14 protein-coding genes are annotated in these 14102 nt (G+C 37.2%); 5 read left to right on the top strand and 9 right to left on the bottom strand.

Annotated elements, in window-relative coordinates; genetic code table 11:
- The first annotated feature begins 208 nt into the window (after window positions 1–208).
- Window positions 209–1390, top strand: coding sequence for an MFS transporter (locus tag EL165_RS09720; RefSeq protein WP_002977548.1), 1182 nt, complete (start codon window positions 209–211; stop codon window positions 1388–1390).
- Between the two features lie 78 nt (window positions 1391–1468).
- Here the strand turns inward: EL165_RS09720 and EL165_RS09715 are convergent, their stop codons facing one another.
- Window positions 1469–2440, bottom strand: coding sequence for a YpdA family putative bacillithiol disulfide reductase (locus tag EL165_RS09715; protein ID WP_002977549.1), 972 nt, complete (start codon window positions 2438–2440; stop codon window positions 1469–1471).
- A gap of 131 nt (window positions 2441–2571) precedes the next feature.
- Between EL165_RS09715 and EL165_RS09710 the strand changes: the two genes are divergently transcribed.
- A complete protein-coding gene (locus EL165_RS09710; RefSeq protein WP_002977550.1) occupies window positions 2572–3213 on the top strand; it encodes a hypothetical protein in 642 nt (213 codons plus the stop codon).
- A 49-nt stretch (window positions 3214–3262) separates the two neighbouring features.
- On the opposite strand, the gene EL165_RS09705 is transcribed toward EL165_RS09710, so the two are convergent.
- From EL165_RS09705 to EL165_RS09670, 8 genes are all read right to left on the bottom strand, one after another.
- Entirely contained in the window at window positions 3263–4573 is a 1311-nt protein-coding gene (locus EL165_RS09705; RefSeq protein WP_002977551.1) for a glycosyltransferase family protein, read from the bottom strand.
- 76 nt (window positions 4574–4649) lie between these two features.
- Window positions 4650–7190: a YfhO family protein gene (locus EL165_RS09700; protein WP_002977552.1), complete on the bottom strand. Its 2541-nt coding sequence runs from the start codon at window positions 7188–7190 to the stop codon at window positions 4650–4652.
- 31 nt (window positions 7191–7221) lie between these two features.
- Window positions 7222–7452 carry a hypothetical protein gene (locus tag EL165_RS09695; RefSeq protein WP_002977553.1) on the bottom strand — a complete coding sequence of 77 codons (231 nt, stop codon included), beginning with the start codon at window positions 7450–7452 and terminating at the stop codon, window positions 7222–7224.
- A gap of 62 nt (window positions 7453–7514) precedes the next feature.
- A complete protein-coding gene (locus EL165_RS09690) occupies window positions 7515–8564 on the bottom strand; it encodes a DUF6263 family protein (protein ID WP_002977554.1) in 1050 nt (349 codons plus the stop codon).
- A gap of 11 nt (window positions 8565–8575) precedes the next feature.
- Window positions 8576–9697 (bottom strand): serine hydrolase domain-containing protein, encoded by a 1122-nt coding sequence (locus EL165_RS09685; RefSeq protein ID WP_002977555.1) that lies wholly within the window; start codon window positions 9695–9697, stop codon window positions 8576–8578.
- 3 nt (window positions 9698–9700) lie between these two features.
- Window positions 9701–10450 (bottom strand): 23S rRNA (guanosine(2251)-2'-O)-methyltransferase RlmB, encoded by a 750-nt coding sequence (rlmB, locus tag EL165_RS09680; RefSeq protein ID WP_002977556.1) that lies wholly within the window; start codon window positions 10448–10450, stop codon window positions 9701–9703.
- 69 nt (window positions 10451–10519) lie between these two features.
- Window positions 10520–10912 (bottom strand): four helix bundle protein, encoded by a 393-nt coding sequence (locus EL165_RS09675; RefSeq protein WP_002977557.1) that lies wholly within the window; start codon window positions 10910–10912, stop codon window positions 10520–10522.
- 30 nt (window positions 10913–10942) lie between these two features.
- Window positions 10943–11413 (bottom strand): DinB family protein, encoded by a 471-nt coding sequence (locus EL165_RS09670; protein ID WP_002977558.1) that lies wholly within the window; start codon window positions 11411–11413, stop codon window positions 10943–10945.
- A 251-nt stretch (window positions 11414–11664) separates the two neighbouring features.
- Between EL165_RS09670 and EL165_RS09665 the strand changes: the two genes are divergently transcribed.
- From EL165_RS09665 to EL165_RS09655, 3 genes are read left to right on the top strand one after another with little or no spacing between them, the layout of a single operon-like run.
- Window positions 11665–12669 carry an AAA family ATPase gene (locus tag EL165_RS09665; protein WP_041461642.1) on the top strand — a complete coding sequence of 335 codons (1005 nt, stop codon included), beginning with the start codon at window positions 11665–11667 and terminating at the stop codon, window positions 12667–12669.
- On the top strand, window positions 12669–13127 hold the full coding sequence (locus EL165_RS09660; RefSeq protein ID WP_002977560.1) for a GNAT family N-acetyltransferase: 459 nt from the start codon (window positions 12669–12671) through the stop codon (window positions 13125–13127). The genes EL165_RS09665 and EL165_RS09660 overlap by 1 nt, the downstream gene beginning before the upstream one ends.
- Window positions 13128–13187: 60 nt before the next feature.
- Window positions 13188–14051, top strand: a complete 864-nt coding sequence (locus EL165_RS09655; protein WP_002977561.1) for a DUF58 domain-containing protein — start codon at window positions 13188–13190, stop codon at window positions 14049–14051.
- The last annotated feature ends 51 nt before the right edge of the window (window positions 14052–14102 follow it).

The following is a 14102-nucleotide window of genomic DNA, read 5'->3' as shown; positions in this document are numbered from 1 at the left end:
AAAGCATTTGGGTTTTATGTATTAAAAAATTATTTGAGATAGTTGTTTTAAATGGTTTTATGAATATGTTTTATAAAAAAAGGTTTAAATAAAGGCTTTTGAGTTATTTTTATCTAATTTTGCATTTTCAAATGACACCCCAAATATTATTGTGAGATTAATTAGCGTATATACGGGTTCTTTCAAAGGACTCTCGCAGGAAAGCTGGATGCTGGCGTTGGTAATGCTCATCAACAGAGCCGGTTCTATGGTACTTCCGTTTCTGGGAGTTTATATGACCAATCATTTACATTTCAGTATTGAAAATTCAGGAATTGTACTGAGCTTTTTCGGAATAGGTTCCGTTATCGGATCGTGGTTGGGTGGAATGATCACAGATAAAATAGGTGAGTACAGGGTACAGAGTTTGAGTTTGCTGCTCAGTGTTCCTTTATTCTGCCTGATTCCGCTTTTTACAACAGAAGCAGGGTTGGCAGGAATTATTCTGGCTCAAAGTATTGTAAGTGAAACATTCCGTCCCGCAAACTCAGTGGCCATCACAAAATATGCAAAACCTGAAAATATTACAAGGGCTTTCTCGCTTAATCGTATGGCCGTTAATCTTGGGTTTTCTATTGGTCCTGCACTGGGTGGTATTTTATCCGCTATTTCTTATGAATTCCTGTTTTTCAGTAACGCCTTAGCTGCTTTGCTGGCAGGCTTACTATATATCTGGTTCTTTAAGGATCGTGCAAAATTAGCCAGAGAGAAAGCCAAAAAGGTAAAAGACGTAATTGTTATTAAAAAAGAAAATTCTCCATACAGAGATGGGAAATTTTTGATTTACTGTGCCTTCTGCATGCTGTTTTCGATATGCTTTTTCCAGCTGTTCAGTACATTAACCATATTTTATAAGGATGTGGCTCACCTGAGCCAACAAAATATCGGATATATCCTGGGATACAGCGGTTTTCTGATTGTACTTCTGGAAATGGGGCTCGTACAGATTGCTGAGAAATATTTTACATTAGCTTTTACCATGCTGATAGGAACATTCCTTTGCGGATTTTCTTATGCCATGCTTGCTTTTGATTACAGTATGATTACACTTGTCCTGTCTATGACTTTACTCTGTGTGGGAGAAATATGGACACTTCCTTTTATGTCAACCATTACAGCATTACGTTCAGGGGATAACAATAAAGGTGCTTATATGGGATTGAACGGAATGTCTTTTTCCATTGCATTTATCGTCACACCTTACATAGGAACACTGATTGCGGAAAAGTTAGGTTTTAATACATTATGGATTGGAACCGGAGTATTGGCCATGGTTATTGCCATTGGTTTCTACTTTATTATTCCTTGGATGCTTAAAGATAAAAATAAGGTAGAAGAAGAGATAATATAGCGCTTTTACTTTTAAATCAAAAAGGTTCGGGCAATTTCGTAGAAATTGCCCGAACCTTTTTTAATATCTATAAACCATTTATGATAAAGATCTTGAAAGAATGGTATTGATGATCATATTCGCATGAATTCTGGAATTTTCAATGAACCATAAATGAGTATCTTTTCCTCCGCATACAACTCCTGCAAGATAGAGGTTGGAAATATTGGTTTCCATGGTTTCAGGATTGTAAAATGGATTCAGACAGTCTCCGTTGAGTTCAATTCCTGAGTTTTTAAGAAATTCAAAATCCGGAAGATAACCTGTCATGGCCAGTACAAAATCATTGTCGATTTCATGAATTTCTCCTTTTTCATCTTTAAAAACTACTGTATTTTCTTTAATCTCGACCATTTCAGCATTGAAATAGGCTTTAATGCTTCCTTCCGCAATTCTGTTTTCAATATCTGGTTTTACCCAATATTTTACACTTTTTGAAATTTCAGAATGACGGATGATCATCGTTACTTCAGCTCCTTTTCTGTATGTTTCCAATGCAGCATCCACAGCAGAATTACTGGATCCTACCACCACAATTTTCTGTTTTGCGTAAGGATAAGGTTCGGTATAATAATGCTTAACTTTAGGAAGATTCTCACCCGGAATATTCATCAGGTTTGGAATATCATAAAATCCGGTAGCAATAATTACATTTTTAGCCTGGTAGTTTGCTTTGGAAGTCCTGATCTCAAATATTTTATCCTTTTTCGAGACATTTATCACTTTTTCATACAGGTTGATGTTCAGTTTTTTTTGTCTGGCAATTCCCTGATAGTATTCCAGAGCTTCCTGCCTTCCAGGTTTTGGAGCAGTAGAAATAAATGGAATCTCAGCAATCTCCAGCTTTTCAGCAGTGGAGAAAAAACGCATATACAAAGGATAATTGTAAAGAGAATTCACAATGGTTCCTTTTTCTATGATTGTATAACTAAGATTGTTTTTTTGAGCCTCAAGAGCGCAGTTTAAGCCGATGGGTCCGGCCCCGATAATCAGAATATCCAACATTTCCATCTAACAAATGTACGATGTAATTTTTAAAATGAGAAGCCAAAACTCCTCAACTCTCATAGTCTTTATCTCTTTATATCATGTTCCGCTTGGCATCAGATTTGGTGTTTTCTACCAATTGCAAAACCTTAAATATGAAAAAATTATTGATTGCTGTATTTGTCATGAGCCTTATTGTAGCCTGTAAGAAAGAAGCTGGAAAACCTGTTCCGAATGAGATAGATTCCATCGCACAAAATAAAACAGACGGTGCCGGTACCACTCAGACTAATGTCAATAAAGAAGCTGTATTGAAACAGACTAATGATGAGGTTCTGAAAACGCTTAAAGCTAAAGACTATGTTACTTTTGCTTCCCTGATTCACCCGCAAAAAGGAATCCGTTTTTCAATGTATGCTTTCGTTAATCTGAAAGAAGACAAACATTTTTCCAAAGCAGATTTTGAAAAATATCAACCTACCAAAACTTTGTTTACCTGGGGAGCGCATGATGGTTCCGGAGATCCTTATAAAGCAACGATCAATGATTATCTTGGGAAATGGGTTTTTTCTAAAGATTTTACAGCATCACAATATTCATTGAATAAATTCATCGGTGGTGGTAATTCCCTGAATAATTTAAAGGAAATATATCCTAAAGATGACTTCACAGAAAATTACATCAAAGGAACCGAAAAATCCGGTAATATGGATTGGAAAACACTACGTTTTGTATTTGAAGAATTTCAGGGGAAATATTATCTGGTTGCTGTTATAAATGACCAGTGGACCGTATAGAAGTTAGAAGTGGTAAGTAAACTTCCAGCTTCTAACTTCTTTCTTTATATTATAAAATTTCAGTCAGTTGGCGGGTCAGATTTTTTCTTGAGAACTGATCAATATGCTGAGTGTTTTCAAGAAGATCGCCGTTTTTCCAAAGATCAAATTTTTCCAGAATAAATTTTTTGACCATTTCTGTGTCCTGATACCCAAAATGTTTTCCTGCCTGGGTTTCTTCCAGGATTTTGGCAACATCAGCCTTGTCCGGACCGAATGAGAGAATCTGTTTTCCTGATGCCAGATATTCAAATATTTTTCCCGGAATAATCCCTCTTGAAGACTCATTCGGAAAGTTGGTTATAAGAAGCATATCCGAATGTTGCATCTCTTCTACAGCTTTCCCATGAGCAAGATATCCAAGGTTCAGAATATGATTTTTAAGGCTTGAATTTTCGATGGATTTTAGAATTTTATCATCAATTCTTCCTACGAATTTCAATTTGAAATCAGCCGCAAATTCAGCATGTTCTCTGATAAGCTCATCCAGAGCCTTCCAAAGGTTTTCCGGATTTCTGAGCTGCTCCAAAACCCCAATATAACTTAGAGTAAATGCCTGTCTGATTTGCAAATTTGCCTTTTCAATATTTTGCCCTTCTGCTTTTTTACCAGAATCACTTTCATCAAATCCATTGGTAATACAAACCGCATTGGCTCCTGCTTTTCTGAAATTTTCTGCATCAGTATAACTTGTCGCTAAGGTAATATCTGCATTCCTAAATACGGCACTTTCCAGCTGGCGGTGCTTTTTATCCGAACTTTTGGTCAATTTCAAATGTTTGTAATAGGAAATTTCTGTCCATGGATCACGGAAATCAGCAATCCATTTAAGCTCAGGCATTTTGTTTTTAAGCCCTAAACCAATCAGATGGAGAGAGTGGGGAGGACCTGAGGTTACAACCGTACCGATGTTATTTTCTTTCAGGTATTTTTCCAGAAATTTAACGGAAGGGTTTACCCAGAAAACCCTGGCATCTGGAATGAAAAAATTACCTCTTACCCAGATTGAAAGTTTGGATTTCCAGCTTTGGTTTTTTCCGACATCAAACTGTCCGGCTTTAAATTTTTTGTTGCTTTTATTCAGCTTTTCAGCAAGCTGATAAGGCTCCCATATTTTGGTTCTTACGATCTCTATATTTTCAGGAACATCTTTCATCAAGGTTTCATCCAGCAATGGATAGCTTGGATTTTCCGGAGTGTAGATGATAGGTTTCCAGCCGAATTCAGGCAGATATTTCGCAAACTTCAGCCATCTTTGAACACCAGGACCTCCCGCAGGAGGCCAGTAATAGGTGATAATCAGTATTTTTTTCTGTTCCATTTTCTTAACTTAAATACTCTCTGTCATTCTGAACGCAGCGAAGCGCAGTGAAGAATCTCATTGTGCAATTAACAGATTAAATACTTTGTTCAGCAGCAATTTCTTTTTTCCTGTTTTTGTTCATCCAGAAAATTCCAAATGCAGCCAACAGGATAAATAATCCAAATGAAAGAAGAGAAAGCCATTTTCCTTTTTCAATCACTTCAGGTTCAAATACCATTCTGATATGATGGTTTCCTGCAGGAACATGCACAGCACGAAGCAAGTAATCTGCCTTGATGTAAGGAACTTCTTTTTCATCTACAAACATTTTCCATCCGTGAGGATAATACACTTCAGAGAATACTGCCAATTGAGGGGTTTTCGACTGAGATTTAAATTCAAGTTCGTTTGGCTGGTATTTCGTAAGATTAATAAATGCTGTAGAATCTGCCTGAACTGGTTTATTATCAAAATATGATTTGTCAGATGAAGCAATGACAGCTGTTTTTTTGTTATCAATTGTTCCAATAGATTTAATTTCCTGGTTAGGGCTATCTACAAATTTTAAATCACTTACAAACCATGCATTTCCGTTGGCTTTTGGATTAGGAACAACCTGTGGCTGGTCAGGACCGCCGAAAACCATGTACTTAGCATTCAGTAAGTTTAATACATTAGGCGTTTTTACACTGTCGATGCTATTGATATATTCATTTAATACATCATCATACCTTCTTAGTTTTACAGCGTGGTAACCACCGATAGAAGCTTTAAAATAAGAAGTATTGGTCTCACTGGTTACACCCAGTGTCTGGTTGTAAATTCTGTAGTGAGTTTTGTCTTTTTCAGCAATGGTTTCCAATGTTTTGTTAATGTTGACATTGGATAAAATAGATTCCAGATTAGGATTTCCCTGAACTTTTTCCGCCAGCAGATCTGAGCTTTCTGTCTGGAAAGGATTTTCAGCAAAGATTTTATCTACGTAGTTTTCGTCATTTAAATAACGCTTGTTTACGCTCCAGAGATCAAATAAACTTACAACTCCGATGACAACCAACGCAATATTCTGATTAAGCTTTTTCTTTAAAGTCAGGAATAGTGCAGCAGCAGCAATTGCCACATAAATGAATGCCTTTATCGCATCTATTCTGAACAGTTTATATCTTTCATCTACTAGATAGTCAAGCAGGAAAGGAGGGAAATAAGTCTTTTCGTTTTCTGTAGCAAAGCCTAATAAAGACTTTCCAAAGATTAAAAGAATCAATAAAAAGCCTAAAGTTCCTCCTCCCACATAAAGAAGGATTTTCTGTTTGTATTCTTCAGTCAGTTTTTCATCTGTAAAGAATCTGTATAATCCCAGAATGGCAATTAATGGGAATAATAGCTCTACCACAACCAGGATTGAAGAAGGAGCTCTGAATTTATTATAGAACGGCACATAGTCGATAAAGAAATCAGACAATGGCATAAAGTTACTTCCCCACGCCAGTAAAATAGTCAGGATAGAAGCTCCCAGAATCCAGTAACGGTATTTTTTCCAGGCAAAAAAGAATCCTAATAAAGCAAGGAAACATACAATCGCTCCCTGATAAGCAGGTCCTGATGTTCCCGGCTGGTCTCCCCAGTAAGTTACGCCGCTGAAGCCTTTGGAAATTCTGTCCATTTCAGCCTGTGAACCTACATTTTCCTGAACCAGTTCCTGAACTCTGTTCATGATTTCTTTGCCTTCAGGCTCCTGGCTTCCGCCACCCATTAATCTCGGGATGAAAAGGTTTAAAGTTTCCATTCGTCCATAGCTCCACATCAGCATGCTTTCCTTATCCATTCCGGATTTTCCTGAAGTATGGCTGTCATTATCCAGAATCTGCTTTCCACGAACGGTTTCTTTTACATATTCTGAATTGGCCATAATTCTCTGTGAATTCATACCCACTCCTATAACACATGCTGCCGCAATAATTCCTGATGAAATAAGAAAATGCTTCATCGGTGTTTTTTTCTGAATAGCTCTGATCAGTTCAGAAAGGAATAAGAATCCCAGAGCAAGGAACAGGTAATACGTCATCTGCGGGTGATTGGCCGCGATTTGAAGCCCCATAAAAAGGGTCGTGACGATGAATCCCCAGATGTATTGTTTCCTGATATAAACCAGTAAAATTCCGGCTAACAGCGGTGCAAAATATTCAATGGTATTTACTTTACCATTATGTCCCGCTGCGATAATAATATAAAAATAAGTCGAAAGTCCGAAAAACGTAGCGCCCAGAAGAGCGTACTTCCAGTTTCTGACTACTACCATTCCCAAAAGGAAAAAACCTGCAAACAGCAGGAAGAGATAATTGACCGGCCTTGGCATGAAATTCAGATTGCTGTCAATTTTTTTGATGATATCACCCTTGAACTGGCTTCCCATCTGATAAGTCGGCATTCCTCCGAACATGGAGTCACTCCAATAGGTTTCATTTCCGGTATTGGCTCTATAATCAAGCAGTTCTTTTGCACCTCCTCTGTACTGCACGATGTCATGCTGGAAAAGCTGTTTCCCTGAAAATACAGGAGTGGAATATAAAAATGCTAAAACTATAAATACTACTAATGAAACTGCAATATAAATTAAGTTTTTATTTTTTGCCATGCTGGTTATTATCTTTTATTTCTTGGAATTTTTACCTTTTGTCATTACTCTCTTTTACCTCTTCATAGTCTACAGTTTCTGCATCCCAGTTAAGGTTCTTTTTGTTATTCTTGTTCGAGTTGTGTATGTCCTGCTGTCTCTTATTCTGGTTTTCATTGTTGAAGCGATAGCTGTAAAAAGTCTTAAAGAAAATTCTTTTCAGAATATTCCAGACAAAGAAAATAATAATGGCAGTGAGTACTAACTCAAGAATGTACTTCATAATTTAAAAATTAAAGTTCAGGGTTTAAAGTTTATATTTCAAACCCTGAATGTTTATTCAAGTTATTTAGCAGATGGGTTGACCATTACCGAAGAATTGGAAACGCTTTTCATAGACTGAGACTGTTTTCCATCCGAAATGGTTTCAATCTGAGTTGTTTTTACGTTGATATTCTGGTTGGTGATCCATCCAGTGCTTTCGTCAAACTTAATGGTTCCGTTCTGAACCAGTTCACTGCTCAGGCTGTGCGTAATAGGTCCCTGAGCTTTCTTCTCTGTCTTTTTAGGAATACCTCCGGTTACCGCAATTTCTGCAGCTCCGTTTCCTAAACTTTTCAATACATAATTGGAAGTTACCTTTACTGCTCCGCTGGCATCAGCATTTTCAGAAGTAGACCATTTTTCTCCGATTTTCACTCCTTTTTTAGGAATAATCATCAGGTTTTTATGAAACTGATCTTTCAATACTTTTTCATTGAATGATTCTTTAAGGCTTGCTACTACGCTTGCTTTTTCATTGGCATCTTTAATAAGTGTCCCTACTGCGTTACCTACTTTTGTGTAAACAGCATCAAATCCTGTAATGGAAATTACATTCCCTTTGGTATCCATCTTCATCTGAAGTTTGTTTCCGGTAAGCGCTTTGTTGACATTCCAGATCATTTTAAGTTCATCTTCTTTAGGAAGAGGAAGCTTGGTATCCACTACTACAGTTTTTCCCTGTGCAGACTGAGAACTTCTCTTTGCTACAAGGTTAAGAGTCATTTCATATACATTTCCTTTAATATCATCCACCACGAAGTTCATCTCGTCTGTAGATTCGCTGGTTGCAGTGATCGATTTTCCCTGAGGATCTGTCATTGTCTTTACATCTCTCTGATATGTGGTAAGAGGATAGGTCTTTCCTTTTTCCAGCTTAAAAGTCTGTGTAATAACGCCTGCAGAATCTTTGATGGCAGGATTTTCTGAAACTTTCGCTACAGAATCAGCAGGAACTTCTACAGTTACTGTTTTTCCTGTTTTAGGATCTACTTTTGTTATTTTTGCTGTTTCTTTTTTACAAGATACAAGGGCTATTGATGATATAAGCGCAAGCGCTGCAATGTTTCTCATTAATTTTAACTTTATTTTTTACTACTGTTTCTTAATAAATTATCTGCAATATCCTGCAGTTTTCCCTGGGATTCTCCATCCGACTCGTTAGAAAGCACTACCACTCCCATATTTTTTGACGGATAAATCTGAAGGACACTCGAAAAGCCAAATGTACCTCCCGTATGATAAACGGTTTGGGTTCCGTCTTCATAGGTATGTAACCTCCAATATAATCCAATGGCATCTCCTTCACTTTTTACAAGAGGAGTATGGGATGCTTTTACATACTTATTACTCTCATCCAGATGATACTGCATGTATTTCACCAGATCCTCTGTAGTAGATATAATTCCCCCGGCCGGAGCAAAAATAGTGGTGAAATTCCTGGGCATTACCTTTCCTTTTTCGTTGTAACCGGTCAATCGTTGTGCAGAATTCGTACCAACAATAGTATGATTCATTTTCAAAGGCTTTGTAATATACTCTGCAAGGAGATCTGCATAGCTTTTATGGTATACTTTTTCCAGGATATCTCCTGCGATTTGTGTTCCCGTATTGGAATATTTATACTCTAAGCCCGGAACAAAATCCAGTTTTGCCTGATGAAGATCTTCATAAAACTTCTCCTTTGAATAGTTTTTATAAAAATCGGACAGCAGTATTGCCACTGAGTCCATCGGCTTTTTGAAGGTCTCTGACTGATCCGGTAAAAACTGTGGCAGTCCTGAAGAATGATTGGTAAGGTTGCCAATCGTTATCGGATGCTTTCCAAATTCAAGATTAGGATAATCTCTGCCCAGATATTTACGGATGTCGTCATTCATTTTGATTTTATCATCCACCAAAGCATGAGCCAGAAGAGTTCCGGTAAATGTTTTGGTGATGGATGCAATCTCGTACAGACTTTTGGAAGTCGGAAGTTCCTGTTTTCCTGTTTCTGTTGTTCCGTAATTATAAAAATAACTTTTACCATCTTTAAAAACACCTATTGAAAGTCCTACACGTGCAGGATCCTGCATATACGCAAGAGCTTCTTTCTGTACCATCTTGTCAAGATCAGTTGTAAGACGGTTGTCTGTTGCTATTTTTTTGGTCTGTGCATTAAAAATAAACGGAGCAAAAAATAAGGGTAAAAGTGATTGTATTTTCATAATTTACAGATTGGGTATCACAGCCATTTTCTGTCTTACCGCTTCATACAAAATCGCTCCACAAGCCACAGAAACATTCAGAGATTGGGTTTTGCCTTCAATAGGAAGTTTTATTTTTTCATCAGCATGATGCAGCACTTCTTTGGAAATTCCGGTTTCTTCATTTCCCATCACGATAGCACAAGGCTCAGTCATATTCACATCATAGATTAATTTCTGAGCTTTTTCACTGGCCGCATACACTGAAATACCGCTTTGTTGAAGGAAATCTACAGTGTGTGCAAGATTGTTCTCCTTACATATTTTGATATTATAGATAGCTCCTGCTGAAGTTTTTATGGCGTCAGAATTAATTGGGGCAGCACCTTTTTCAGGAATGATCACCGCATCTATTCCTACGCATTCTGCAGTTCTGCAGATCGCACCGAAGTTTCTTACATCAGTAAGTCTGTCCAGAATTAAAAGAAAAGGCGTCTTTCCCTGTTCAAATAACTGTGGAACAATATCCTCCACTTTATGAAACGGTACATCCGAAATAAAAGCAACCACACCCTGGTGGTTTTTTCTGGTAAAACGGTTCAGTTTTTCAACCGGAACATAATTGGGACGGATTTTATTTTTCGCTAAAATGGCCTTTAATTCAGCATAAATAGGACCCTGAAGTGCATTCTGCACAAAGATCTTGTCAATCGTTTTTCCCGCTTCAATTGCTTCAATCACGGGACGCAGCCCGAAAATAAAATCGTCTTTCATTGAGTTGTTAAAATTTTGTTTAAGGTTCAAAGTTTAAAGTTCAAAGCTTAATGTTTAAAGTTTTTGAATTTAAAGTTTGTACTTTGTTCCCTTTAAATCTGTTGTATTTAAATATTTTATAAAAGAGCTGATCTTTTTACTTAACGTTTCAGTCTGCTCAATTAATGTTTCAAATTTTTCCTGCGAAATAAAACTTCTGTCAAAAACCCGATACAGTTGTGATCTGGTTTCTCCACAGGAAGCTTTCGCGATAGAAAGAAATTGTATAAATTCTTTGTTACCGTTTCTTTCAAATCCTTCAGCAATATTATCCATTACTGATCCTGAAGATCCATCGATTTGATTACAAAGTTTAAAATTGTTTTTAAGGTTGGTAGATTCAATAATTTCATAAATCTCATGACAAAGCTGTCGGGATAATTTCCATATCTCTAAATCCTCAAATCTATTAATAGTTCCCATAACCTTAAACTTTAAACTTTAAACTAAGAGCTAATACTTCTCTCCTAAAATTGCTCTTTTCTGTGCCATCACATATCCGTAGTGAAGGCTTTCATGCATGTTGTTGAAGATAATGGCATCCTGAATACTTTTCAGATCCATTCCGAAACTTGTGGTGTAGGGCGTGTAATCTGAGAAGAAATCACTGTCATAATCCTTCATTAAAATCTTTGAAGTTTCTGTAAGTAAAAATTCCAGATCTTCCACTTCTGATTTCTGAACATTTAAATTGGGCAAAGTTCCCTTTTTGTAGGTTTCAATCCAATATTTATCAATACGGAACGGGTTTCCACTCAGGTAATAGTGCAGCAGCTGCTGTGTGGCAACCGTATGTGCAATATTCCAGTAAATATTGTTGTTGAAGCCATCCGGAATCAGAATCAGATCTTCATGGGATGTGTTCTGGAGGATATCTAAAAGGTTTTTTCTTACCTGTCTGTGCGCTTGAAAATGATAATTCATTTTGCAAAATTTTTAATCACCAAAAATAGTTTAATAAACTGGAAATGACAATTTTTGAACGGGTGATTAAAGCAAAATTTATATATTTTTATGAAAAAAACGGATAATCTTATTGAGTTTTAAGCCTTCAGCAATTCGTTACCTTGCATCAATACAGGAATTTTTAACAAACTTTAACTCAAAAATGGCATTTATTATGTTGATTAATGCAAGTATTTATCAGAAATTTACCACTTATTTTAAATCAAGCTATGTCAGAGATATATCAAGCTGAAGATATCCGCCAATTGACGGAAAAAGTAAAAGAAAAAAACTACTTATTTTCTCTTCTGAGACAGGAAATCAATAAAGTTATTATTGGACAGGAATACATGGTAGACCGTCTTTTGGTTGGGCTTTTAGGAAACGGTCACGTTCTTCTTGAAGGCGTGCCTGGGCTGGCTAAAACCTTAGCGATAAAAACATTGGCAGATGCTGTTCACGGAGAGTTTTCAAGAATTCAGTTTACACCGGATTTACTTCCTGCAGACGTAGTGGGAACCATGATTTATAATATCAAAGACAATGATTTTTCTATAAAAAAAGGTCCTGTATTTGCGAACTTTGTACTGGCAGATGAGATCAACCGTGCGCCGGCCAAAGTACAGTCTGCACTTCTGGAAGTAATGCAGGAAAAGCAGGTAACTATTGGTGATGAAACCATGAAGCTACCAAAGCCATTCCTGGTGCTGGCAACCCAAAACCCGATTGATCAGGAAGGAACTTATCTGCTGCCTGAAGCGCAGAGTGACCGTTTCATGCTGAAGTGCACGATCGATTATCCTGCTTTTGAAGATGAAAGACAGGTGATGAGAATGGTTTCTACTTCACATCAGCCGACTGTGAAGCCAGTTATTTCCCTTCAGGACATTGTAGATGCTAAAGAATTGATCAACCAGATCTATCTGGATGAAAAAATTGAAAAATATATTCTGGATATGGTATTTGCCACCCGTTATCCTGAGAACTATGGTCTTTCAGAACTTAAAAATTATATCAGTTTCGGTGCTTCTCCAAGGGCGTCTATTAACCTTGCTATTGCTTCAAGAGCCTATGCATTCTTAAAAGGAAGAGCATTCGTAATTCCGGAAGATGTAAAGGCATTGGCCAAAGATGTATTGAGACACAGAATGGGCTTAACATTCGAAGCTGAAGCCGAAGAAATTTCAACAGAAGAAATTATCAACAGAATCTTAGCAAAAATCCAGGCACCGTAATGAGTGAAGTAATTATCAGAAAAGCAGTCGTGGCTGACTGTGCTCCTATGCTGGATTTAATCAGAGAACTGGCAGAATATGAAAAAGCGCTGCACGAGGTGACAGTGACGCTGGACGAATTTACTGAAGATGGTTTTGGAACCTCTCCGGTTTGGGGAGCTTTTGTAGCAGAGTATGAAGGAGAAATAGTCGGAATATCATTGTATTATGACAGATATTCAACATGGAAAGGAAGAAGGCTGTACCTTGAAGATCTTGTAGTAACGGAAAGATTGAGAGGAAAGCAGATCGGAAAGAAACTGTTTGATGCGACGCTGAAACATGGGAAATTAAATAATTACAGCGGAATGGTGTTCCAGGTATTGAATTGGAATGAACCCGCTATCAATTTTTATAAAAAATACAGTACGAAGTTTGACAACGAGTGGTCGAACGTATCCATTGAGTTTAAAGATTAACCCAAACCCGGATTCCGAAACCCGAATATTGAACTTTGAATTTAAACCTTAAACTTGTCTATGCAGATAAAAGATATTGTAAAAAAAGTAAAGCAGATTGAAATCCGGACCAGGAAAAAGACGGAAGCTGCTTTGATGGGGCAATATCATAGCGCCTTTAAAGGGCAGGGGATGACTTTTTCTGAAGTGCGTCCTTATCAGTTTGGTGATGAGATAAGAAGAATCGACTGGAATAAAACCGCACGTTTTCGTGAACCGTTTGTTAAGGTAATGGAAGAAGAAAGAGAGCTGACGATGATGATTCTCGTTGATATTTCTGCTTCCATGGATTACGGAACGAAAGTTCAGCTGAAAAGAGAATATGTGGCAGAAATTGCCGCCAGTTTAGGATTTTCAGCGGCAGGTAATAATGATAAAGTAGGGCTGATTTTATTTGCTGATAAAGTATATAAAGTAATTCCTCCTCAAAAAGGTAGAAAACATATCCTTTCCATCATCAGTAATATTCTCACTGCAGATTATGTTCCGGCAGAATCTAAAATAGACAAAGCAATGGAATATATGATGGGGATTTTTAAAAGAAAATCTCTGGTGTTTTTATTTTCAGACTTTGAAGATGCTTATGATTCCAAAATGCTGAGAGTGGCTTCAAAGAAACATCAACTGCTGGGAATGCGTATTTATGATGAAAAGGATAATGAAATTCCTGACGTAGGATATGTTCTTTTGCACGATGCAGAAACAGGAAAGGAAATCTGGGCCAATACTTCCAGTGCAAGATGGCGGTATACCTTTGCAGAAGCTCAGAAACAAAAGCTGAGAGCTTTGGAAGAGGACTTTGCCACCAGTTCTGCAGGTTTTATGAATATCATTACCGGTTCAGATTATTCAAAATTATTGTATAATTACTTTCAGAAAAAATAAAATAGGATCAGTCCATAACTAAAAAACATGAGGCAGCTGCCTTTATTATTT

The organism is Chryseobacterium gleum, from assembly GCF_900636535.1.
Lineage (GTDB): Bacteria > Bacteroidota > Bacteroidia > Flavobacteriales > Weeksellaceae > Chryseobacterium > Chryseobacterium gleum.
This window is presented reverse-complemented; position numbering and strand designations above follow the sequence as displayed.

Excerpts from the sequence above, each read along its gene's own strand:
- EL165_RS09720 (WP_002977548.1), top strand. The coding sequence starts at position 209 with ATGCTGGCGTTGGTAATGCTCATCAACAGAGCCGGTTCTATGGTACTT.
- EL165_RS09715 (WP_002977549.1), bottom strand. The coding sequence starts at position 2,440 with ATGGAAATGTTGGATATTCTGATTATCGGGGCCGGACCCATCGGCTTA.
- EL165_RS09710 (WP_002977550.1), top strand. The coding sequence starts at position 2,572 with ATGAAAAAATTATTGATTGCTGTATTTGTCATGAGCCTTATTGTAGCC.
- EL165_RS09705 (WP_002977551.1), bottom strand. The coding sequence starts at position 4,573 with ATGGAACAGAAAAAAATACTGATTATCACCTATTACTGGCCTCCTGCG.
- EL165_RS09700 (WP_002977552.1), bottom strand. The coding sequence starts at position 7,190 with ATGGCAAAAAATAAAAACTTAATTTATATTGCAGTTTCATTAGTAGTA.
- EL165_RS09695 (WP_002977553.1), bottom strand. The coding sequence starts at position 7,452 with ATGAAGTACATTCTTGAGTTAGTACTCACTGCCATTATTATTTTCTTT.
- EL165_RS09690 (WP_002977554.1), bottom strand. The coding sequence starts at position 8,564 with ATGAGAAACATTGCAGCGCTTGCGCTTATATCATCAATAGCCCTTGTA.
- EL165_RS09685 (WP_002977555.1), bottom strand. The coding sequence starts at position 9,697 with ATGAAAATACAATCACTTTTACCCTTATTTTTTGCTCCGTTTATTTTT.
- rlmB (WP_002977556.1), bottom strand. The coding sequence starts at position 10,450 with ATGAAAGACGATTTTATTTTCGGGCTGCGTCCCGTGATTGAAGCAATT.
- EL165_RS09675 (WP_002977557.1), bottom strand. The coding sequence starts at position 10,912 with ATGGGAACTATTAATAGATTTGAGGATTTAGAGATATGGAAATTATCC.
- EL165_RS09670 (WP_002977558.1), bottom strand. The coding sequence starts at position 11,413 with ATGAATTATCATTTTCAAGCGCACAGACAGGTAAGAAAAAACCTTTTA.
- EL165_RS09665 (WP_041461642.1), top strand. The coding sequence starts at position 11,665 with ATGTCAGAGATATATCAAGCTGAAGATATCCGCCAATTGACGGAAAAA.
- EL165_RS09660 (WP_002977560.1), top strand. The coding sequence starts at position 12,669 with ATGAGTGAAGTAATTATCAGAAAAGCAGTCGTGGCTGACTGTGCTCCT.
- EL165_RS09655 (WP_002977561.1), top strand. The coding sequence starts at position 13,188 with ATGCAGATAAAAGATATTGTAAAAAAAGTAAAGCAGATTGAAATCCGG.